Raw genomic sequence first — 19737 nt, forward strand, 5'->3', positions numbered from 1 at the left:
AGTTTAAGACCCGGCTTTCATTTTGAGTAGCTGAATACCCTCTGGCAGAATAACCTTACCGTCAACACGCTCGGTTGCAACATAACCAATCTGCCCATTTGTCGCATAAAGTTCGTTAAGTCTTTGCACTGTTTTTCCTGCACGATCGCCAATCCAGTAATTATCAAAATCACCAAAGGCAATAGCAAGAGCACCTGCCGCCACAGTTGGAGCATATGGACTGGTATAAATCTCATAGCCAAGAAGTCTATCAGGCTGACCCGCCTGAACAGATGGCTGCCATAAATACGCACCATTGCTGTCCTTTAGCTTACGAAGAATAGAAACAGTTGCATCGTTCATAAGGAATTTTGCGTTTCTGCGGTATGGAGATTTGAGTGCATACACAAGAGCGATGATTTCATCAACGGTAATTGCAGTCGCACTTGCAGCAGTAACACCAACTGTACCGCCATTTGCTGTAAAAATACCAGTCGGCTGATTTGTGCCAGTGCCAACGCAGAAAGCCTGCTCCTCAGCAATGCCAAAAGCACGAGCGAATTCTTTGGCGATATAGCTTTCAAGGTCAAAAGCACTGTCCTGTAAAAGTTCTGTGCTGACACGAACAAGGTCAGTTAGTTTAAACGCATCAATCTGCTTTTGCCCAAATGTAGGATTGCTTTCAGTGTAGGCAGCATTTTCCGCTGTCCACTGAGCCACAGAATGTCCAGTCGCAATCGGAATTTTTCTGTCATTGTGGGTAGTGATTACTTTCGCAAGCTTACGAATAACGTTTTCCTCATCAAGTGCCGACACAATTTGATGTTCAAATTCTTCTGGCACAAGAAAACCACCGTCTACATCAGGAGTAGTGGCAAGCACATTGTGGAGCGGTGCTTTTCCACGAAGATGCAAAGCGAAATCCTCTTTGTACGCATTTGATGCACGACCGCCTTTTTCTTTTTCAGCACTTGCTGGCTTTTCGGTAATTGGTTGATTTATAGGCTTTGAAAGTTCCTGTAGAGTCACATCTCTGCGTTCCATTCGCCTGATTTCGTTGGTTAAATCACTCAGTTCCTTTTCCATGTTGGTATAGGTGATGTCATCATCGGTTGAGAGAACACCTTTATCATTTCTGTGGGTGTCGAGGAAACCCTCCATAGTTGCCCACAACTTTGCACGTTTTTCACGCATTTCTACAATATTCATACTAAAATACCTCCGTTAAATTTGATTTTTGTATAGGCTTAGTTTCAGTTCATCAACTGATCGCCCAGTGGGTTTTGTGGCAGTTGCCACAGGTTCTTTTTCTTTTAACTTGTTTAATAGATTAACAGCTACTGCCTTTCTCGAAAAAGCATAAGCAGGAATTGAGGTGGATTTCTTCTCGTCCTCAATAATTCCATCAGCAAATCCAAGTTCAATCGCTTTGTTTGCATTCATCCAAGTTTCACTGTCCATCAGATGTGAAAGTTTGGCACGAGATAGACTTGTCTTGATTTCATAAGCGTTGATGATGCTTTCCTTTACTTCATCAAGCATGGAAATTGCCTTTTTCATATCCTCATGGTCACCCATAGCAAGGGTCGCAGGGTTATGAATCATCATCAGTGCTGTTGGTGCCATAAGCACCTTTGTGCCAGCCATTGCAATAACAGACGCTGCACTTGCCGCCAAACCGTCAATTTTTACAGTCACATCGCCTTTGTAGTCCATCAGCATAGAGTAAATCTGACTTGCCGCAATGCAATCGCCACCGGGCGAGTTAATCCAAATGGTGATCGGGGGTGCGCCTTCGCACTTGCCAGTTCCGCTAAATAGTTCCTCGTGAAAGAGTTTCGGTGTCACATCATCGTCAAACCAACTTTCCTCAGCAATTGTGCCGTAGATTTCAAGCACTCGGTCTGTAATTTCTTCGTTTTCTTGATTTAGTGTCTTTTGGCTCTTCCAACTCCAGAATTTCTTGTTCTTCATCAGCTTCGTCCTCCTTTCCATCGTCAGTAGGTATATTTGCAAACGCTCCTGCTTTATCAAGTGGGAGCATATTGCCATTAATAAGATAAAGGTCACCACCACTTTCGGCGGGAATACGGTCGAGATTTTCCAGTTCTCGTATATCATTTGCACTCATCCAACCGTTCTGCCTTGCTGTGGCATAGCCATTCATACGGCTTTCATAATCGCCACGCAGTAGCCCCTCAACATTAAATTTGAAAAAATACTCCTGTTTCTCAGGCTCTGTAAAAAGAATGCGAGAGAGGGATTGTTCCCAACGGACAATCCAAGGGTTTAAGGTGTACTTCACAAATTCAAGAGATTGCTGTTCTATATTAGAAAAGCTCGACTTTTCAAGGTCACCGACCATATGCGGTGGCACTCTGAAAATTCGAGCAATTTCATTGATTTGAAACTTCCTTGTTTCTAAAAACTGAGCCTGTTCTGGCGAGATAGAAATAGGGGTATATTTCATTCCCTCCTCAAGCACAGCAATTTTGTTTGCGTTCCCACTGCCGCCAAATTGTGACTGCCAAGCTTCACGCACTTTGTTTGGGTCTTTAATCGTTCCCGGATGTTCAAGCACACCACCGGGAGCCGCACCATTTGCGAAAAACTTCGCTCCATATTCTTCTGTGGCAATGGCAAGTCCTATCGCATTTTTCGCCATCGCAATGGGCGAGTAGCCAACAAGACCATCAAAACCAAGTCCGGGGATATGAAGAACATCAGAAGATGCAAGTTTCACTGTAAAGCTGTTTGTTTTCATGGTTGGTGCATCATCAGAGGAACGGTTGTATAAGTAGCATATCTGTCCGTTTTCATCTCGATCCACTGTCATTTTGTTTGGCATAAGCGGATAGAGAGCCACAATATCGCCTTTGCCATTACGAATAATCTGTGCGTAGGCATTGCCCCATAAAAGTAGATGCGTCATCAGCGTTTCCCTGAACACAAATGAACTCATCTCAGGGTTCGGTTCATCATGAAGCAGACGATACAGTGGGTGGTCGATTGCCTTTTCTTTTCCATTGTCGCTGTATTTGTATAAATGAAGTGGCAATTCTGCCACCGTTTCTGACAAAATTCGCACACAGGCATAAACAGCAGTCATCTGCATGGAAGAACGCTCGGTGACAGCTTTGCCAGATGTGGTGCTGCCCATATAGAAACTATATCTGCTGCCTGCAGTCGCATTGGTAGGCTTATCTCTGGATTTAAATAGTCCGCTAAATATACTCATATAAATAAAATCCCCCTTTCGTCATATACACTTGCTCCGTTGTCATTCCCGCACCGAATTGCTCGGTCAAGTGCCATGATAGTTGCCACAGCACCGTCAATTTTCTCAGTCGATTTCTCTTTATCTGGCTTAATATTTCCTGCGGGGTCAGTACGGATAAAGATATTATCCATCATCCAGCGAAGAACAGGATGCCCGCTATGAGCAAGCTTTTCTTCAAGTACCAGTTTCATCAATTCCTTAGTTGGCGGTGACATATCCTTAAAGCCTTGACCGAATGGAACAACTGTAAATCCCATGCCCTCAAGGTTCTGCACCATCTGCACAGCACCCCAACGGTCAAAGGCGATTTCACGAATGTTGAACTTTTCGCCAAGGCTCTCGATGAATTTTTCAATGTAGCCGTAATGAACCACATTTCCCTCGGTGGTATTAAGAAAACCTTGCTTTTCCCACACATCGTAAGGCACATGGTCACGATTGACACGCATCGACATATTTTCTTCTGGAATCCAAAAGTAAGGAAGTACCACATATTTATCTTCTTCATCGACAGGAGGGAACACAAGCACAAATGCTGTAATATCCGTAGTTGAGGAAAGGTCAAGTCCACCATAGCAAACTCGCCCCTCTAAATCTTCTTCAGAAACAGCAAAGGAGCATTTATCCCATTTTTCCATCGGCATCCAGCGCACCGCTTGCTTTACCCATTGATTCAGCCTTAGTTGTCTGAATGAATTTTCTTCCGCAGGATTTTGCTTTGCCGATTCACAAGCGGATTTTACTTTATCCAAGCCAACTGTAATGCCAAGTGAGGGATTGGCTTTCTTCCACACCTTTGGATTTGTCCAGTCGTCAGATTCACTTGCACCATAAATGACAGGATAGAATGTTGGGTCAATCTTTCTGCCATCTAAAATATCCAGTGCCTTTTGGTGCGTTTCATAACAGATGGATTTTGTATCACTGCCGGCAGTAGTAATCAGAAAATACAGCGGCTGCATACGAGCATCGCCGGAGCCTTTGGTCATAACATCAAACAGTTTTCGGTTTGGCTGAGTATGGAGTTCATCAAAAACCACACCATGAATATTAAAACCATGCTTAGAGTAAGCCTCGGCAGACAATACCTGATAAAAGCTGTTTGTCGGTTGATAAATTATTCGCTTTTGTGAAGCAAGGATTTTCACTCGCTTTGAAAGTGCAGGACACATACGCACCATATCAGCAGCCACTTCAAAGACGATAGATGCTTGCTGTCTGTCAGCGGCACAGCCATACACCTCGGCACGTTCCTCAAAATCACCACAGCATAGGAGCAGTGCCACAGCGGCGGCAAGTTCTGATTTGCCTTGTTTCTTTGGAATTTCAATGTAAGCGGTATTGAATTGGCGATATCCATTCGGCTTAATAACCCCAAATACATCGCGGATAATTTGCTCCTGCCAGTCGATAAGTTCAAACGGTTTGCCTGCCCATGTGCCTTTGGTGTGGCATAGGCTTTCTATAAATGCAACTGCAAAGTCAGCTGATTCAGAAGAATAGTGACTGTCTTTTGCTTTAAATCTTGTTGGCTTGTATTTCTTTAGTTTTCGCAAATGCCGTCACCTCCTCAAAAATGGTATAAAAATAGCCGCCATCTTATACGATGCGACTGTGTGTACGAGGAACAGAGCCTTTCGGCTTAGTTCCAATGTTGCTATTGAATTTAGTTTTCCTCGCCAGTTAGGATAAAGTGAGTATACTCATTTCGGTGTTCTTCAAGGTAAATCACCAGTTCATAGAACTTCATTTCATCTGCTAATTGCTGAACTATATGGATATCAAACATATTTGTAATACCTGTTTTACGAATGGCAAGAATCTGCTCTTTAATTTGCTCAGTCATTATCAACCCTCCTGCAAATATCCTCACCATAGACCACATGAAGTCCACAGCCGTTATCCCACTTCACCATGATTGAGCCGATATCATCAACACCTTTAACCGTACCTTTTGTACCAATCGGCGGTGCTTGAACATCGTCCATTTGAACAAGTTCAACCCTTGCTCCTACAGGATATTTTTTACGGAGCGATTCAATTATTTCACTACTTGGTATTCTCATTGTCGCCCTCCTTGAATTTGTAGGCTGATGAGCCTGTGAAATTCCTGAGCAGAACTTTGCGTTCACCTTTGTATTCTTCGCCAATAAAGCCAAGTCGGAGCAAAAAGCAACGGAAAGCGTATTTTTCATTCTCGACAGGCTTTTCGGTGGAATTTACTCGCTTTTGATTTTTCGCCATCTCACAAAGTGCATGAATAAAGTGAGTATAGGCTCTAACCAGTGCGGCATCGCCATGTAGTGAAAACCAAGGGAAGCCGACTTTTTCTTCGTCAATGTCGATTGGCAATTCCTCAACACCAAAAGCCTTTTTGATTAGGCTTGCTTTTGAGTCGATTAGCTTTTGCAAATTTTCTAGGCTGCTGTCAGTGAAGTATTCCCTTGGCATTGCCACTGTTAGCCCCACATCTTCGCTGTGTTGGAGTTCTTCGATGGTTGAGGGATTATTGCTTTCTTCAGCTGCAAAGCCTTTCTGGGCAAGTATTTCAAGCAAGCTTTCAATTTCATCGCTGTCTGCTCTATCATCAAAGATTAACGTGCCATTTTTGTCTACCTTAAAATAGTCAATTTCGTATGCCATGCTTGGCATTCCAAGATACTTTGACTTTGTGCCTGTGATTTCGGAAATGGCTGAAACTAGAGCCTTTCGCTCGTTTCCTGTTACATTAAATTTCACTTCCATGCTGTGTACCTCCTTTAATTTGGTATGTACATATTCGCTCTAAAGGCACATAATAGCAAGCTACATTAGTACAGAACTAAAGGCGATTATTCTTCCTCGTTGTGTGTATAGTACACAATCCCAGACAACACGAAAACCACATTATTTAGGCAAACTCCATTGCCCCACATCTTATACTCAGCAGAATCAGAATGAGGATTTTTCAGCCACTTAATGATTTGATTATCTGATTTCGCTTTCTTTCCATTAATGCGAGCATGAGTTTCAAACACATCTCGCCAAAAAGCAATATCCTCATCGGTAGTGTTTTCAGTTCCTAAATCAGCACACCAAAAGTCTGGAAAACCTTGCAGCCTTGCACATTCGGTAGGGGTCAGCCTGCGAACAGTGTATGCCACATCATTCACACAAGGCGGGTCTTTGTAATCTCTTGCAGCAAGTGTTGGTGACTTTTCTTCGTTTATCTGCATAAATGAGCCTGTGGTCATTGAGTAGCTTGGAACAGCCACAGCACTTGGACCTTGTGCGTTTAGAGTAGAATTAACACCATCTTCTGAAATTCCCATTTTCCTTGCGAAATTCTGCCCACAGTTATAGCTTTCTCTGTCGATGGCATATACTACAGCGTGTTTATCGGTCGTGTTCAATGTAAAAGATGCATCTTCGTTTATCCCATCGCCATTAGGACCGTTCTCGTCTTTGCGTCCAATCATAGAGCCTTGCAGTGCATAACTTTCCACAACAGCAATGCCGCCTTGGTTGCAAGAGGGGTTTCCACCGCTAGAATCAATCGTTCGAGAGGTATCGGCTTTATATATCCCACTGTGAGGGTTATCTGATTTCATGGAGTTACTATCTTTAGAACAGATGCCATAAGCTTTTGGTACAAATACCGTTTGGTCATTGTTACAGCCAAGCGTTGCTGACTTATCATCTTGTATCAACACACCTTTACCACCGCCATCACAACCACAGCGAATCTTTAATGTTTTTGGAGTATCATCAACCACAAATGGCTGATTATTACCGCCAGTTCCAAAAGTGGAGAGGACAGTTTGACACACATCACCCAGTTCCTTATACCTGCAATCCTGTGAATGGTTTTCAAACACTAGTGGTGGATGGTGGCTCTCTGCACGGAGGGTACAAGTGACATCATCTGTCACGTTCATTCGGTTTCCACCCTGATCATTTAAGCAGAGGCTTGATGCTCCAGTGCAAGCCTTAACACCGTTGGTAGTTCTTTGCCACGGGCCGATGCACGATTTAGAATACCCTGACACGCCCTCTGACTCAAATAGTATTTTTCCGGCACATTCACCTGCAAAATCTGCGACAAGGTAGATGCGTTTTCTTCGTTGGGGAACTCCCCAGTATTGCGCATCGAATGTTCGCCATGCAACGGAGTAATCAGTTCCCAATATTTCTCCGCTTGGCTGCCATTTGTCAGCTTTAGGAATAGATACGGTTTCGTCCGGGGCAAGACCTTCTTGTTTAACTTTGCAGATTTCTTCAAGGACTGCTCGGAAATCTTCTCCTTTGTTTGAAGAGAATGCTCCCGGCACGTTCTCCCACACGATATATCTTGGTTTTTGTCCATTCGTAGCACACCTCATTTCTTTTACAATTCTAATCGCTTCATAAAAAAGACTGGAGCGAGAACCGTCCAGTCCTGTTCGCTTGCCTGCCACGGACATATCCTGACAAGGCGAGCCGAACGTAATAATATCAACAGGCACTATATCGCCACCATTCATTGTAGAAATATCGCCATAATGCTTGATTTGTGGCATTCGCTTGGTAGCAACACGAATAGGAAACGGCTCAATTTCCGATGCCCACAAAGGGGTTATACCAGAAATTAAGCCGCCTAATGGAAACCCTCCCGAGCCGTCAAATAGACTGCCCAAAGTTAATTTTTCATTCATTGCTTACCTCCAATTCACTGTATTGATAGGTAAGACCATCACGAACCACCGAGATATGCTCGGAAGTTCCCACTTGCTCCATATATCGCTTGATGATAACATCGCAGAACTTTTCATCAAGTTCTATGGTGTAGCAACAGCGGTCTGTTTGCTCACAGGCAATCAGGGTAGAACCACTGCCACCAAAGGGGTCAAGCACGATACAGTTACTCATACTTGAGTTCATAATCGGATATGCAAGCAGCGGAATAGGCTTCATGGTAGGGTGGTCACCATTCTTCTTTGGCTTATCAAACTCCCATACAGTCGTTTCTTTTCTGCCTGTGTACCATTGATGTTTGCCTTTCTTTTTCCAACCGTAGAGAACAGGCTCATGCTGCCATTGATAAGGACTTCTGCCAAGCACAAGGCTTTGTTTCTTCCAAATACAAGTGCCAGAAAGATAAAATCCTGCATCTGTAAATGCTTTTCTAAAATTCAATCCTTCCGTATCAGCGTGGAATACATAAATACTTGCATCATCAGCCATCACAGATTCTGTATTGGTAAATGCATCAAGCAAAAACTGATAAAACGCAGTATTCTCCATGTTGTCGTTCTTGATTTTCCCCGCACTGCCCTCATAGTTCACGTTATATGGCGGGTCAGTAATTACCAAATTCGCCTTGCTGCTATTCATGAGTATTTCAAAGGTATCTTTCTTTGTTGAGTCACCACAAACAAGCCTGTGCCTGCCAAGCGTACAAACATCACCAAGTTTGGTTATGGGCGGTTTCTTCAGTTCTTCCTCAACATCAAAATCATCATCGTGAATACCGTCTTTGAGTGTGTCTTTGAACAAATCATCAAGTTCTGCAGGCTCAAAACCAGTAAGAGAAATATCGAAATCTGCACCCTGTAAATCGGAGATGAGCAGAGCAAGTTTATCCTTATCCCAATCACCGCTGATTTTGTTAAGTGCAACATTAAGTGCCTTTTCTTTATCCTCGTCCAACTCAACCACAACGCACTCGACCTCTGAAATACCCATATCAATAAGGACTTTCAGCCGCTGATGTCCGCCGACAACCTTGCCCGTGGTTTTGTTCCAAATCACTGGCTCGACATAACCAAACTGCTCAATGGAGCGTTTCAGCTTTTCGTATTCTGTATCGCCCGGCTTTAAATCTTTTCGAGGGTTATATTCTGCAGGAAGTAGGTCTTTTGTATTCTTTTTCTCAATTAACATCAAAACAGCCCCCATTCTGCAAACTTCTCAAAACCACCGATAGATGCGATATATTTTTTTGCAATGGCTACAATTTCCGAATACGATTTTCCGTCAATCTCGGTATCACCAATTGCACAGCAAAGTTGTACTGGACTTCCTATTTCTTGTGCTTTCAAAAAAGCATAAATATTTACCGAAACATCAGCCTTAGATAAATCCTTGCCATGAAGTCCGCCACCTGTTACGGAATCAGCCATATCAGAACCAAGCTTTCGATTGGTAGCACCAGTATCAACATCAGTGCCGCCAGTCCAATCACCTAGAGGATTGATTGTTGCAAAGGGATATGACTTTTTCAATTTTTCGCTTTTGGCATTGCTCTGGCAGATGATGAGATTTGTTTCGTCAAGAATATACTTTCCGTCATATGGGTATTTCTCATATATTTCACGAGCAATTTTTGAAAGTGCAGTTTGCTCGTTGGTGAGTGGCATACCCTTAAATATCCCATTATCGCCGCATTTAATTTGTGTCACTTGGTTATCAGATAAATGCTTATCTTGCGGAACAATCACGATATCACACTTCACATTTCCTGCAATACGCTTAATGGCACTTTTGATTTTGTTCTTATTCAAATCAGCTGAGGTTTCAATAATCGCATGGCAGATACCGTGACCAATCAAAACCTCAACTGCAATTTTAGGATTTTTTTCTGCTTTATACGCAAGGTCAACAATGGCCCCTGCAATTCTATCTGCCACCTTATCTGGGTGGCTAGGGTTTACTTTTTCTATCATCGTTATTTTCCTTTCCTCGCTCTAAGTAGTCGTTCCATCACATCATCTTGCGGATTTGCACCTGTATATTCCGATGTACAGTTTTCACGGACGATTCCGTAAATCTCTGACCACAGACGATTCGCTTGTGTCATGTATTTATCCGCTATGGCAACATATGGACTTTGAATTGCCGCACCTGTTGTTGGGTGCTTTGCCAAAAATCCAAGTTCACTCGTTACCGATTCACATTGAATCCAACGAGCAGAAGCCATAGCGTATCGTTCAATTAGCTGTGGAGAAATGAGAGTGGCACATCCTCTTATAGACAGCCACTCCCATGTGTTTTTATATATTTCAGCGGCACAAAGCTGTGAACCGTCTTTTTGTTTTGCCGATAAAAATTCAGATGGTTTCGGCATATCCTGCCCCTCTAAATCTGCAGCGCTATCTTTGAAATCAATGACAGTCAGCTTGCGTTTGCCGGGGTTACCATCTGCGATTTTTTCTGTAATTGGCTTTTTCGGTCTGCCGCCTGAACCGGCTTTTGGACCTCTTGTTCCCATAAAAAATTCACCTCTTTTCATGTTAGGGGTATTCCCCTTAAAACTTATGCGATTTTGTGCGTGTGACCCCACGCCGCTGCCCGCTATATTAGCTGTAGAGATTGAACCCGCCCCTCCTTGTCACTTTCTAATCTGTCTATCACCAATTTCAAGATGAATCTTGTTGTGACAAGAACGACAAAGCGACATCAAATTATCTTTGCTATGTTGTCCTCCTTGGGATACAGGTAGCTTGTGATGAACCTCGGCTGCTATGGTTAGCTTACCATCATGCTCACAGCGTTCACACAACGGGTGCTGTGCAATGTAACGGTCACGGATTCGTTTCCACGCACGGCCATACTTACGGTTGGTGTCAGGACTGCGTGAGTATTTGTTGTAGCGTTTACGCTCTAGCACCTCGTGTTCCTTACAGAATCTACCCTCAGTCAAGTTAGGGCAGTTCGGGTGAGAACACGGTTTCTTTGGACTTCTCGGCATCGTTTCACCTCAATTCTTGGCATAACAAAAGCCCTGCAAGATTTCTCCTGCAAGGCTTGGTTTGTATTCTCTTTTGCCATTCTAATAATAACATAAGAGGTTACTCTCATTCTATCACATTAACTCTCATGTTACTGTGGCACTACAATTTCCTTTAATGCCGCACTATGCATTCGATGTATGTGCTGCATGGAATAATTCATATCCACAGCAATCTGCTCCCATGAGATAAAGCACAGGTATCGTTTTTCCAACAGCGTCTGGTACTCTACATTTGGCACGGCTTTTATAACACCCATGATTCCACGCTTCAGTTCTACAAGAGCATTGATGTCCATATTGATTTCTTCCTGCAAAGAAACGATCTTGATTACGGCATCTGCCATTTTAGGACCACCACGGTTTGGATTTCTCGGCATATCACTAATGACTGCACTGCAGCTTGTGGCTAAGTCATTTAGGGATTCTATCTGCTGAAGTTTGGAGCGAATGCGTTCATCCAAGTATCGTGCCTGCAATAAGTATTCTTTTTCAGTCATATCCTTACCTCCGATTTTTAGTCCACTCGGATTGGCTTGGATTGTCATAGGTTGACTCTGATTTTCATAGATTGGCTTTCACGGCATCAATAAGTGCCGATTGTGTTGTGTTTTTAGTCTGCAAGGCTTTTATAATCTGCTCATCAATTGTGCCAGCGGTTAAAATATGCTGAACCACCACTGTTTTTGCTGATTGACCTTGCCGCCACAGCCTTGCATTTGTTTGCTGATATAGTTCAAGCGACCACGTTAAGCCAAACCAAACAATAGTAGAACCGCCACTTTGAAGATTCAGTCCATGACCTGCACTTGCAGGGTGGATAAGAGCCACAGGAAGTTCGCCATTGTTCCATCTGCTAATACTATCGGAAGAATCAAGCTTTGCAAAAGAAATATGCAGTTCATGCAGTCGCTTTTCAATTCTTGTAAGATCATGCTTGAACCAATATGCCACAAGCAGTGGTTTGCCGTTTGCTGATTCGATAATGTCCTCTAAGGCATCTAACTTGCGACCGTGAATTTCGATTATGTTTTCATCATCTGAATATATCGCTCCATTTGCCATTTGTGATAGCTTTCCTGAAAGGGCGGCGGCATTAGCAGCAGTGATTTCACCATTGGGGAGATTTAGTACCAGTTCAGATTTCAAATTATCGTAGGCTTTTTGTTCCTTTGGCGATAGCTGAACTTTATATTCACTGCTGATTAGTTTTGGCATTTTCAGATAGTCTGTCGATTTCATTGAAATGCTGATATCTGATATTTGCTTGTAGATTGCATCTTCGGCATATGGCAGAGGTTTGTAGCTAAACACAATCTGTCCATTTCGTTTATCAGGGGTGAAGTAAGCGCTTCGATACTGACCAATAAATCTGCCAAGCCTTGCTCCCATATCTAGTAGTTTAAATTCTGCGAATAAATCCATAAGTCCATTACTGCTTGGTGTTCCAGTCAGTCCAACAATGCGTTTAATTTTTGGCCTTGCTTTCATCAAAGCCTTAAATCTCTTTGATTGATAGTTCTTAAAAGATGAAAGCTCATCAATTATCACCATATCAAAATCAAATGAGATTCCGCTTTTCTCAATCAGCCACTGCACATTTTCACGGTTGATGATATAAATGTCCGCTTGTGCTTTTAAAGCTGAAAGTCGTTCTTGCTCTGTGCCGACAGCGATAGAATATTTAAGGTTTTGCAGATGCTCCCATTTTTCGATTTCGGCACTCCATGTATCTCTAGCCACTCGAAGTGGGGCGATAACAAGAACTTTATGGATTTCAAAGCTGTCAAACAACAGATTGGAAAGAGCCGTCAGTGTGATTGAAGTTTTCCCTAGTCCCATATCTAGTAGGACGGCACAAACAGAGTGATCCTCAATGTATTTCGTTGCATACTGCTGATAGCTATGTGGTTCGTATTTCATCAAGAATCCCTCCAATCTGTTCTTTGTTCTCCAGTACATAGACCCTAAACCCAAGTCGCTGTAACATCTCATGCCTTGCAATTTGTAATGGACGAGGAGTCTTATTTGGTGCTTTCACTTCTACAAAAGCAATCTTGCCTTTTGGTAGTAGCACTAGGCGGTCGGGCATACCATCAAATGCTGGACTAATAAATTTAAGTGCGATACCACCCATATCTTTAACCGCTTTCACGAGTTTTTGTTCTATTTCTTTCTCTCTCATAAATATCTCCTGAATATGAAAAGGTGGAGGTCGATGGAAGTCATTTCTATAAACTTCTTATAAGAGATTTTTTCTTAAAAAACCACCCTAAAGGGGTTTTATAATACGACCTCCTACGACCTCCACCTTTTTGTTTTTTAGTTATCAAGAAAGTCCGATTTTAGACGAACTCCACAAACGAAATTTCCTTGCTTTCCTTTTCGTCTTTCAAATCCTGCATTTTCAAGACCAGTATAAAAGTCAGTGGTACTTCTAGTGTATTCGCCTGTTCTAGAACAGTAGGTTCGGTACTCCTGATAAAACTCTCCTGACTTTTGCTGATAAGAAGCATCTACTTCACAGCAGTCCTCAATAAAAATAGAAATCCAGTCATTATTATCACGATAGCGATTGATGGCATCTTCTACTATCTTCGGACGTTCCAAATTGAAGTTGTTACGGATGGCTTTCTTTGCACCGTCAATAATCCACGAAAGAACTGCACCGCCTGCTTTTTCAGCTAAATAATCTGAATAATTCTTGATGTCAGATTTGCCTTCGATCTTTGCATTAAACGGAATAACGATAAGTCTCCTCCATGTACCATCATCATTTGCACCAACTCTTGGAAGATGATTTGTATACAAAACAAGAGTATGAGTCGGCACATATTTAAACGGATCTTTATACTTCTTTTCAGCAGATATTTCATCGGTGGAACACAGCTGTTTTACAACGGAAGTATTAAGCCGCATACCTTCCTCAAGTTCTGCCGCAATGACAAGTCGTTTTCCTTTAAGCTCCGCCATCTCAGGCTTAACATTCCGTTTACAACCTACCGTCAGGGCATCGGCGGATATTGTTCCACTATAAGTCCCAAGCACCCTCGCTATTGTGTTCCAAAACGTTGATTTTCCATTGCTACCCTCTCCGTATGCGATAACCAATGCTTCTACATACACCTTGCCGATTACCGAAAGCCCTACAATCTGCTGAACATAATCAATTAGGTCTTTATCACCGCAGAAAAAGCTGTCTACAGCATCAAGCCATAACTTCATGTTTTCATCGTCTGGAGATGCCACAGTCATTTTCGTAATGAGATCCTCAGCGCTATGTTCTTTGGCAACTCCGTTTTCCAAATTGTAAGTAGCACTTGGTGTGTTTAATAAATATTCCTCACTATCAAAATCTGTAATATTCTTTAGTAGCATTGGTTTTGCCGCTTGCAGTGCAGAGGTTACATATTTCATATCTCTGCGTTTCATGACAAATGCCCGATAAGCAAGTGCCATGACATACTCCTTAAACGCTTTTTCGCTAACAGAGTCAATCGCTTTTTCTAATGCTTTACCACCAGTGGTAATTATGTCTTTGTCCACACCAGCATCAAGCAGTGCTTTCTTTGCCTTCTCTAATGCTGTCAGTGCCTCTTTAAGCTGCATATCAAGAAAATCCTCACAAGCACCAATCGCCATTTGCTTCGATTCTACCCAGCGTGTTCCGTCATAACGCATATAGTCCGTAGAATCGGTGTAAACTAATTCTCCTACATATTCACGAGATAGTACCTTTGCTTGTCCGATATCCGAATAATCCTCTGGCTTTAAGCTGTATCCCTTGTTGTAATCATCAGGAGGAATGTATCCCAACTGCTTTTCAACTCTTTTACCGAACTTCACGGCACTATGCCAAATAGCATTTAATTCATCATCGGAAAGTGGTGGGGAACAATACTCTGCTTTTTCAAGGTAAACTTCATATGCTTTTTTAGTATTGCCATAACGCTTTATGAGTCTGCCTGCAATGTGGCTCATCGTGTTATTGCGAGAACCTTCACCGATGCTCTCAGATTCAGTATCAAAATTTGCGAAAGCTACTTCATCCAGAAAGTCAATGATTGATCTGCTCCCTTCGTGCCATATTATTTCATTGGAACTATGGCCAAAGATAAATCTCGCAGCATCCAAGGCATTATCATCCAAAAACGATGCTACATCGTGTATTCTTCTTTTGAGTTCTGCACACTGCTCTGCACTACCAATCGGCTCATGTGGGAAATAAATATGATGTCTTGGACGTGCTGATTTACTACCCTTTTGCCTGCCGTCGTTGCGGCTTGGAACAACAATATAGGAAACATCAGGGAACAATTCCTCGTACATTTCTGGAGTAATCCAATCTTCTTGATTGTCTGAATGGTCATTATCACAATCCATAACATCTACATCACCACCGATATAATCGCTTGAACTTCGGTGGAAATTTCTATATTCGGCACAAACATGATCTCTTGTGGCAGCGACCATCATATCCGTTTCATTGCTAACCACCATTTTGTTAGGATATAAGCTATTCTGGGCATTACCTGTATAGTTTGCAGTATATATTGTAAATTTCACTCCGCCACCTCCTTCAAATCACTGCCGAAATATCGCAGTCTGTAATTTTTTCTCTTGGCTCTCCTGATTTCAGCATCCATTCCGGCTGATATGGTTTCTCCAAACACCCACACCTCGCTGCAATGGCTCATCAGCACATTTCCAAAATGCAATCCCATTTCTCGTTCGGTCATATCATTGTCATTGAGGAACTGCGGAAACAGTAAATGCGGAGCAATGGGGATATACCCCTGCTCCACAGCATAGCGGCTGTACTTTCGTGCATTGGCAATGTTCACAGCAACATCTCCCGAAAACGGGGAGCATACATACACCATTGGTCTGTATGCTCTTGCCGCCTTCGTTTCTTTTTCGATATTGGATAAGGCATCGTAGGTAGTCGGATCGGGATAACCCTCACTGTTAAATCTACTTACACTCACAGGATCTACCTCCCATCAGTTTTTTGCTGCAATCTCCACACAGTACCGCTGTACCAAAAAGGTCAACGTCACCATCAGCAAATACCTCTGCAAGATCGACTTGCACTTCGTTCCCACAATGTGGGCAATGGCAAAATACATTCTCATCATTAATTTCAGCAGAAACCTCCAGTGCATCATTTAACTGTTCTTTCACATAAAACATCTTATTTCTCCTCCTCCAATTTGGTTTTGTACCATTCCAGATGGCGTTTGCGGTCTTCATAATTCGGAAACGCTACAAGCAGTCCCACATCGACCTTCTGCAAAGTTTCCAGTGTTTCAATCTGTGCTTTTGACAAATATGGTCTAATGCTTTTGCCTTTTTCGATGCCGTTTGCAAGTCTGAACTGTTTTGCGGTCATACCCAGCACGATGCGGTTTAACATATCGCATTCATTGCTGAAGTGGTAAGGTTTCGGTGCATCGTGGAGCAACTTGATGTTTGCCGTAAGAAGCGGGAACTCCTGTCTTGCCGACACCAGTGTTTTAATGAAATTTTCCATCTCATTGAAACGCTTGATGTACAGTTCCTTGAACCTCATTGTTTTTTGCCCTGTGTAACCCATAACGAGCATTGTAAATCCATCACGGGTCATTTGATAACAAGGCAGCTTTCTTCCAGTGGAATCCTTGTAGAAATCTGTAGCAAAGTTGTTTTTAATGAACTCCTCACTCAACCCAGATTTGGGGGCAGTGATTTTTGTAATATCTCTGAGAACATGGTCATGCCTTTTCTCAAAGAAATCTGCTACAAACAAGCTGTCCACCCTTGCTGTGTCATGGTTGTCGGCAAAAATGCCGTATTCGTCTTTTGGTATCAATTCTTTCATCAAAATACCGTCCTTCCAAAAAAGTAGGGTTTCGCCCTCTAATAGTGAAAGGACAAAACCCTGTACTTTAAGAACCATATTTCTAATCTTTTTTGTAAAAATCACATTCAAAGCCGTCAGCACAAAGAACCAGACCTTCTATCCACGGGGGAGTTCTGCCCATTTGTTCGCAGATAGCGTCAACGGACACGTCCTTGCTACATTCAATAATGATTTCATCATGCACATGACCGCAGATAAAGCAATGAGACAGGGTACGCATGGAATATGCCAGAATATCTCTGCTGATTGCCTGCACGATATTCTCCACGAACTTGGGACCGTAACTTTCGATGCGTTCCCATTTCTTTGTACCGCCCACACCCTCGTAGGTCACAGACTCACTGCCAAAACGATTCTCTCCCATGCGTGGTTTCACATAGGAAAGCTGTCTGCCGCTTGGCAGAAGAATAAACAACATTCCGCTTTGGTAGAAAAAGCGAATGCCGTGGGTTTCTGTGGTCACTCTGTTTTTGACAGTATTCTTCACACAGCGGTCGACATCCCACCAAAATCGCACGATGTTTGGATTGGCGGCCCTCCATGAATCCACAAGCGGCTGGAGTTCTTCCTCTAAAAGTCCCATATCTAAAGCACCCATCGCTTTTAAGGCACCGACCGAACCACCATATCCGAGAGCCAATTCTGCGATTTTGCCCTTCTGACGGAGATGCCCGTTGACACCATGCTTTTCCACAGACACACCAAACATAGCAGAAGCCGATGCACAATAGATATCCCCGTTATTCTGAAAGACTTCTGTTCGCCAGCTTTCCTTTGCTAAATGAGAAAGTACCCTTGCTTCAATGGCAGAGAAGTCCGCCACCACAAATTTCATCCCGGCTCTCGGCACAAAGGCTGTACGGATTAGCTGTGATAGAGTGTCGGGGATATCATCATATAAAAGTTCCATCGCATCATAATTTCCAGACTCCACAAGTCCTCGTGCTTGTTTTAAATCTGTTATATGGTTTTGTGGTAGATTTTGCAGTTGAATCAATCTGCCTGCCCATCGACCAGAACGATTAGCACCATAAAACTGGAACATTCCTCTGGCCCTGCCGTCCGCACAAACTGCATTCTGCATCGCCTGATACTTCTTTACAGAGGACTTGGATAACTGCTGCCGCAATGTCAGAACCTCCGCCAGTTCCTTTGGAGCAGTCTTAACCGCCTGTGCCACTTCCTTTTTGCCAAGGCTGCCCATCTCCAGACCGTTATCTGCAAGCCACTGCTTCATCTGCACCACAGAGTTGGGGTTATCAAGGTCGGTCAGTTTCTGCATTTTTTCTGACAGTTCCGCTTTGGACTTCGCATCAAAAGCAATGGCATTTTCCACTACATCCATATCAAGGGCAATGCCACGGTCATTGATTTCTTGGTCGAGATGATATTCCTCCCATACGAAATCCGGCACAGGATATTTTTTCAGCCTGTCCTGTATGGACATTTCCACCTCTACATCCCGCTTGTTATAGAACTTGAACAGATTCCACTTTTCCATATCATGCTCCGACAGATTGCGCGTCCTGCTGCCGTTGACCTTAGTCGGCTTGCAAGGAACACAAAAGTAGCGAATGAGGTCTTTGCCTTCCTTCAGCTTCTGTTCCTCTAATCCAAGCACCGTGCCAGCCCCGGCAAGAGATAACGGCAGTCCCATGTATGCCGACCATATCATGGAGCATTTCCATGCCGCTGGATTAAGATAATCTCCCACAGTGTCCTCATTTATGCTATAACTGCAAAAGCACTGCGAATAGTTCCTTTGCAGCCATACCGAAAGACAGACTCTCTCGAAAGCCGCATTAAATGCCCACTTTGTGACGGCATCATCCGTCAGTGCCGTAATAATATCCATCGGTAGTTTCTCTCCCTGTGCCAGATCATAAACCACAACCTCACCACCGTTGACAGATACACCAAACAGCAGGATTTCAAAGTTAGGAGACTGGGCATAACGGTATACCCCACACTTCTGCAAATCCACATCGCTGTAACTCTCAATATCAATCGAGAGCGTTTGTATTTTTTCCATATTGTCACCATCCTTATATAAGCAAGGCGGCGAAGAATGCACCTCCGCCGCCCGCTGTCATTTACTCTGCCTTATCAGCAGACTCTTCATTTTTCTTGCGCTTTTTCTCCTTGTGAGTGTCAATTGCGCACTTGATGATGAATCCTACATTTGCAATGAGGGTACCCATCACAGCACCGAAACACACAGAAAGCATCATACTTTGAACTGTTGTCATGTTGCGAATCCTCCTATGCTAGAAAATCGTCATCAGTATCAGTTGCAAAATCATCCTCTGCACGGCTCTTTCCGCCAAGCGGCTCTCCATCCTTCATCTTCTGAAGGTTGTTCAAACCGCAGGCAATACCCTTATTGCCATTGGAGTTGAAGGCATAGAAATTAATGCTGGCACGGCCATATACACCGCTGTATACCTCGCTGCGGTCGATGATAGGCTGACGGTCTGCATCTACGATACCCGGAGCAGATGCACTGTTGGCATTGACGAAGTAGCAGTTTGCGTAGGCTTCATCATCAGGTCTTTCAAGATCGCCGTCACGAAGCGGAGTCTTGAGGATGGAAAGTGCAGGCACGGTCTTGCCATTTCCCTTCAGCTTGGACTGACCTTCCTCATATGCAGACTGGATAGCCTCCTTGATTTTGTTGACCGTTGCGGTATCGTCCTTCGGAATGATAAGGCTCACGCTGAACTTCGGTGCGCCGCCGTTGATAGACTTTGGATCCCAGATGTTTGCATAAGACCATCTTGTATTTACTCCTGTGATTACCTTTGTTGGGTTGATATAATTCTTTGACAT

22 protein-coding genes are annotated in these 19737 nt (G+C 43.3%); all 22 read right to left on the bottom strand.

Going from position 1 to position 19737, the window contains the following annotated elements:
- Window positions 1–3: 3 nt before the first annotated feature.
- On the bottom strand, window positions 4–1188 hold the full coding sequence (locus M2139_RS00395; protein ID WP_280736795.1) for a phage major capsid protein: 1185 nt from the start codon (window positions 1186–1188) through the stop codon (window positions 4–6).
- A 15-nt stretch (window positions 1189–1203) separates the two neighbouring features.
- Entirely contained in the window at window positions 1204–1953 is a 750-nt protein-coding gene (locus M2139_RS00400) for a head maturation protease, ClpP-related (RefSeq protein ID WP_280736796.1), read from the bottom strand.
- Entirely contained in the window at window positions 1871–3217 is a 1347-nt protein-coding gene (locus M2139_RS00405; RefSeq protein ID WP_280736797.1) for a phage portal protein, read from the bottom strand. Before M2139_RS00405 ends, M2139_RS00400 begins: the two co-directional genes overlap by 83 nt.
- Entirely contained in the window at window positions 3214–4815 is a 1602-nt protein-coding gene (locus M2139_RS00410) for a terminase TerL endonuclease subunit (protein WP_280736798.1), read from the bottom strand. The genes M2139_RS00405 and M2139_RS00410 overlap by 4 nt, the downstream gene beginning before the upstream one ends.
- A gap of 110 nt (window positions 4816–4925) precedes the next feature.
- Window positions 4926–5105, bottom strand: coding sequence for a DUF5049 domain-containing protein (locus M2139_RS00415; RefSeq protein WP_280736799.1), 180 nt, complete (start codon window positions 5103–5105; stop codon window positions 4926–4928).
- Window positions 5098–5325, bottom strand: coding sequence for a DUF4314 domain-containing protein (locus tag M2139_RS00420; RefSeq protein WP_280736800.1), 228 nt, complete (start codon window positions 5323–5325; stop codon window positions 5098–5100). The genes M2139_RS00415 and M2139_RS00420 overlap by 8 nt, the downstream gene beginning before the upstream one ends.
- On the bottom strand, window positions 5309–6004 hold the full coding sequence (locus tag M2139_RS00425) for a virulence protein (protein WP_280736801.1): 696 nt from the start codon (window positions 6002–6004) through the stop codon (window positions 5309–5311). Before M2139_RS00425 ends, M2139_RS00420 begins: the two co-directional genes overlap by 17 nt.
- 86 nt (window positions 6005–6090) lie before the next feature.
- Window positions 6091–7932, bottom strand: a complete 1842-nt coding sequence (locus tag M2139_RS00430; RefSeq protein ID WP_280736802.1) for a DNA cytosine methyltransferase — start codon at window positions 7930–7932, stop codon at window positions 6091–6093.
- Entirely contained in the window at window positions 7925–9160 is a 1236-nt protein-coding gene (locus M2139_RS00435) for a site-specific DNA-methyltransferase (protein WP_280736803.1), read from the bottom strand. Before M2139_RS00435 ends, M2139_RS00430 begins: the two co-directional genes overlap by 8 nt.
- Entirely contained in the window at window positions 9160–9942 is a 783-nt protein-coding gene (locus M2139_RS00440; RefSeq protein ID WP_280736804.1) for an S-adenosylmethionine synthetase N-terminal domain-containing protein, read from the bottom strand. Before M2139_RS00440 ends, M2139_RS00435 begins: the two co-directional genes overlap by 1 nt.
- Before the next feature lie 2 nt (window positions 9943–9944).
- Entirely contained in the window at window positions 9945–10487 is a 543-nt protein-coding gene (locus M2139_RS00445) for a P27 family phage terminase small subunit (protein ID WP_280736905.1), read from the bottom strand.
- A 120-nt stretch (window positions 10488–10607) separates the two neighbouring features.
- Window positions 10608–10967, bottom strand: coding sequence for an HNH endonuclease signature motif containing protein (locus M2139_RS00450; RefSeq protein ID WP_280736805.1), 360 nt, complete (start codon window positions 10965–10967; stop codon window positions 10608–10610).
- A 131-nt stretch (window positions 10968–11098) separates the two neighbouring features.
- Window positions 11099–11506 carry a DUF1492 domain-containing protein gene (locus M2139_RS00455; protein ID WP_280736806.1) on the bottom strand — a complete coding sequence of 136 codons (408 nt, stop codon included), beginning with the start codon at window positions 11504–11506 and terminating at the stop codon, window positions 11099–11101.
- Window positions 11507–11570: 64 nt separating this feature from the next.
- Window positions 11571–12929, bottom strand: coding sequence for a DEAD/DEAH box helicase (locus M2139_RS00460; protein WP_280736807.1), 1359 nt, complete (start codon window positions 12927–12929; stop codon window positions 11571–11573).
- Window positions 12910–13206 (bottom strand): VRR-NUC domain-containing protein, encoded by a 297-nt coding sequence (locus M2139_RS00465; RefSeq protein WP_280736906.1) that lies wholly within the window; start codon window positions 13204–13206, stop codon window positions 12910–12912. The genes M2139_RS00460 and M2139_RS00465 overlap by 20 nt, the downstream gene beginning before the upstream one ends.
- A gap of 122 nt (window positions 13207–13328) precedes the next feature.
- Window positions 13329–15572: a phage/plasmid primase, P4 family gene (locus tag M2139_RS00470; protein WP_280736808.1), complete on the bottom strand. Its 2244-nt coding sequence runs from the start codon at window positions 15570–15572 to the stop codon at window positions 13329–13331.
- On the bottom strand, window positions 15569–15994 hold the full coding sequence (locus M2139_RS00475; protein WP_280736809.1) for a DUF4406 domain-containing protein: 426 nt from the start codon (window positions 15992–15994) through the stop codon (window positions 15569–15571). Before M2139_RS00475 ends, M2139_RS00470 begins: the two co-directional genes overlap by 4 nt.
- Window positions 15981–16199 (bottom strand): hypothetical protein, encoded by a 219-nt coding sequence (locus M2139_RS00480; protein ID WP_280736810.1) that lies wholly within the window; start codon window positions 16197–16199, stop codon window positions 15981–15983. Before M2139_RS00480 ends, M2139_RS00475 begins: the two co-directional genes overlap by 14 nt.
- Before the next feature lies 1 nt (window position 16200).
- Window positions 16201–16866 carry a Rha family transcriptional regulator gene (locus M2139_RS00485; protein ID WP_280736811.1) on the bottom strand — a complete coding sequence of 222 codons (666 nt, stop codon included), beginning with the start codon at window positions 16864–16866 and terminating at the stop codon, window positions 16201–16203.
- Between the two features lie 82 nt (window positions 16867–16948).
- Window positions 16949–18940: a DNA polymerase gene (locus M2139_RS00490; protein WP_280736812.1), complete on the bottom strand. Its 1992-nt coding sequence runs from the start codon at window positions 18938–18940 to the stop codon at window positions 16949–16951.
- A 61-nt stretch (window positions 18941–19001) separates the two neighbouring features.
- Complete coding sequence (locus tag M2139_RS00495) at window positions 19002–19157, bottom strand: hypothetical protein (protein WP_280736813.1); 156 nt, start codon at window positions 19155–19157, stop codon at window positions 19002–19004.
- Between the two features lie 13 nt (window positions 19158–19170).
- On the bottom strand, window positions 19171–19737 hold the full coding sequence (locus M2139_RS00500) for a DUF2815 family protein (RefSeq protein ID WP_280736814.1): 567 nt from the start codon (window positions 19735–19737) through the stop codon (window positions 19171–19173).

The organism is Enterococcus sp. PF1-24, from assembly GCF_029893325.1.
In the GTDB taxonomy this organism is placed as follows: domain Bacteria; phylum Bacillota; class Bacilli; order Lactobacillales; family Enterococcaceae; genus HY326.

What these genes read in the sequence shown, in the direction of transcription:
- M2139_RS00435 (WP_280736803.1), bottom strand. Translation starts at nt 9,160, where the DNA reads ATGTTAATTGAGAAAAAGAATACAAAAGACCTACTTCCTGCAGAATAT.
- M2139_RS00415 (WP_280736799.1), bottom strand. Translation starts at nt 5,105, where the DNA reads ATGACTGAGCAAATTAAAGAGCAGATTCTTGCCATTCGTAAAACAGGT.
- M2139_RS00455 (WP_280736806.1), bottom strand. Translation starts at nt 11,506, where the DNA reads ATGACTGAAAAAGAATACTTATTGCAGGCACGATACTTGGATGAACGC.
- M2139_RS00450 (WP_280736805.1), bottom strand. Translation starts at nt 10,967, where the DNA reads ATGCCGAGAAGTCCAAAGAAACCGTGTTCTCACCCGAACTGCCCTAAC.
- M2139_RS00400 (WP_280736796.1), bottom strand. Translation starts at nt 1,953, where the DNA reads ATGAAGAACAAGAAATTCTGGAGTTGGAAGAGCCAAAAGACACTAAAT.
- M2139_RS00445 (WP_280736905.1), bottom strand. Translation starts at nt 10,487, where the DNA reads ATGGGAACAAGAGGTCCAAAAGCCGGTTCAGGCGGCAGACCGAAAAAG.
- M2139_RS00440 (WP_280736804.1), bottom strand. Translation starts at nt 9,942, where the DNA reads ATGATAGAAAAAGTAAACCCTAGCCACCCAGATAAGGTGGCAGATAGA.
- M2139_RS00460 (WP_280736807.1), bottom strand. Translation starts at nt 12,929, where the DNA reads ATGAAATACGAACCACATAGCTATCAGCAGTATGCAACGAAATACATT.
- M2139_RS00480 (WP_280736810.1), bottom strand. Translation starts at nt 16,199, where the DNA reads ATGTTTTATGTGAAAGAACAGTTAAATGATGCACTGGAGGTTTCTGCT.
- M2139_RS00430 (WP_280736802.1), bottom strand. Translation starts at nt 7,932, where the DNA reads ATGAATGAAAAATTAACTTTGGGCAGTCTATTTGACGGCTCGGGAGGG.
- M2139_RS00425 (WP_280736801.1), bottom strand. Translation starts at nt 6,004, where the DNA reads ATGGAAGTGAAATTTAATGTAACAGGAAACGAGCGAAAGGCTCTAGTT.
- M2139_RS00500 (WP_280736814.1), bottom strand. Translation starts at nt 19,737, where the DNA reads ATGTCAAAGAATTATATCAACCCAACAAAGGTAATCACAGGAGTAAAT.
- M2139_RS00395 (WP_280736795.1), bottom strand. Translation starts at nt 1,188, where the DNA reads ATGAATATTGTAGAAATGCGTGAAAAACGTGCAAAGTTGTGGGCAACT.
- M2139_RS00490 (WP_280736812.1), bottom strand. Translation starts at nt 18,940, where the DNA reads ATGGAAAAAATACAAACGCTCTCGATTGATATTGAGAGTTACAGCGAT.
- M2139_RS00485 (WP_280736811.1), bottom strand. Translation starts at nt 16,866, where the DNA reads ATGAAAGAATTGATACCAAAAGACGAATACGGCATTTTTGCCGACAAC.
- M2139_RS00405 (WP_280736797.1), bottom strand. Translation starts at nt 3,217, where the DNA reads ATGAGTATATTTAGCGGACTATTTAAATCCAGAGATAAGCCTACCAAT.
- M2139_RS00420 (WP_280736800.1), bottom strand. Translation starts at nt 5,325, where the DNA reads ATGAGAATACCAAGTAGTGAAATAATTGAATCGCTCCGTAAAAAATAT.
- M2139_RS00495 (WP_280736813.1), bottom strand. Translation starts at nt 19,157, where the DNA reads ATGACAACAGTTCAAAGTATGATGCTTTCTGTGTGTTTCGGTGCTGTG.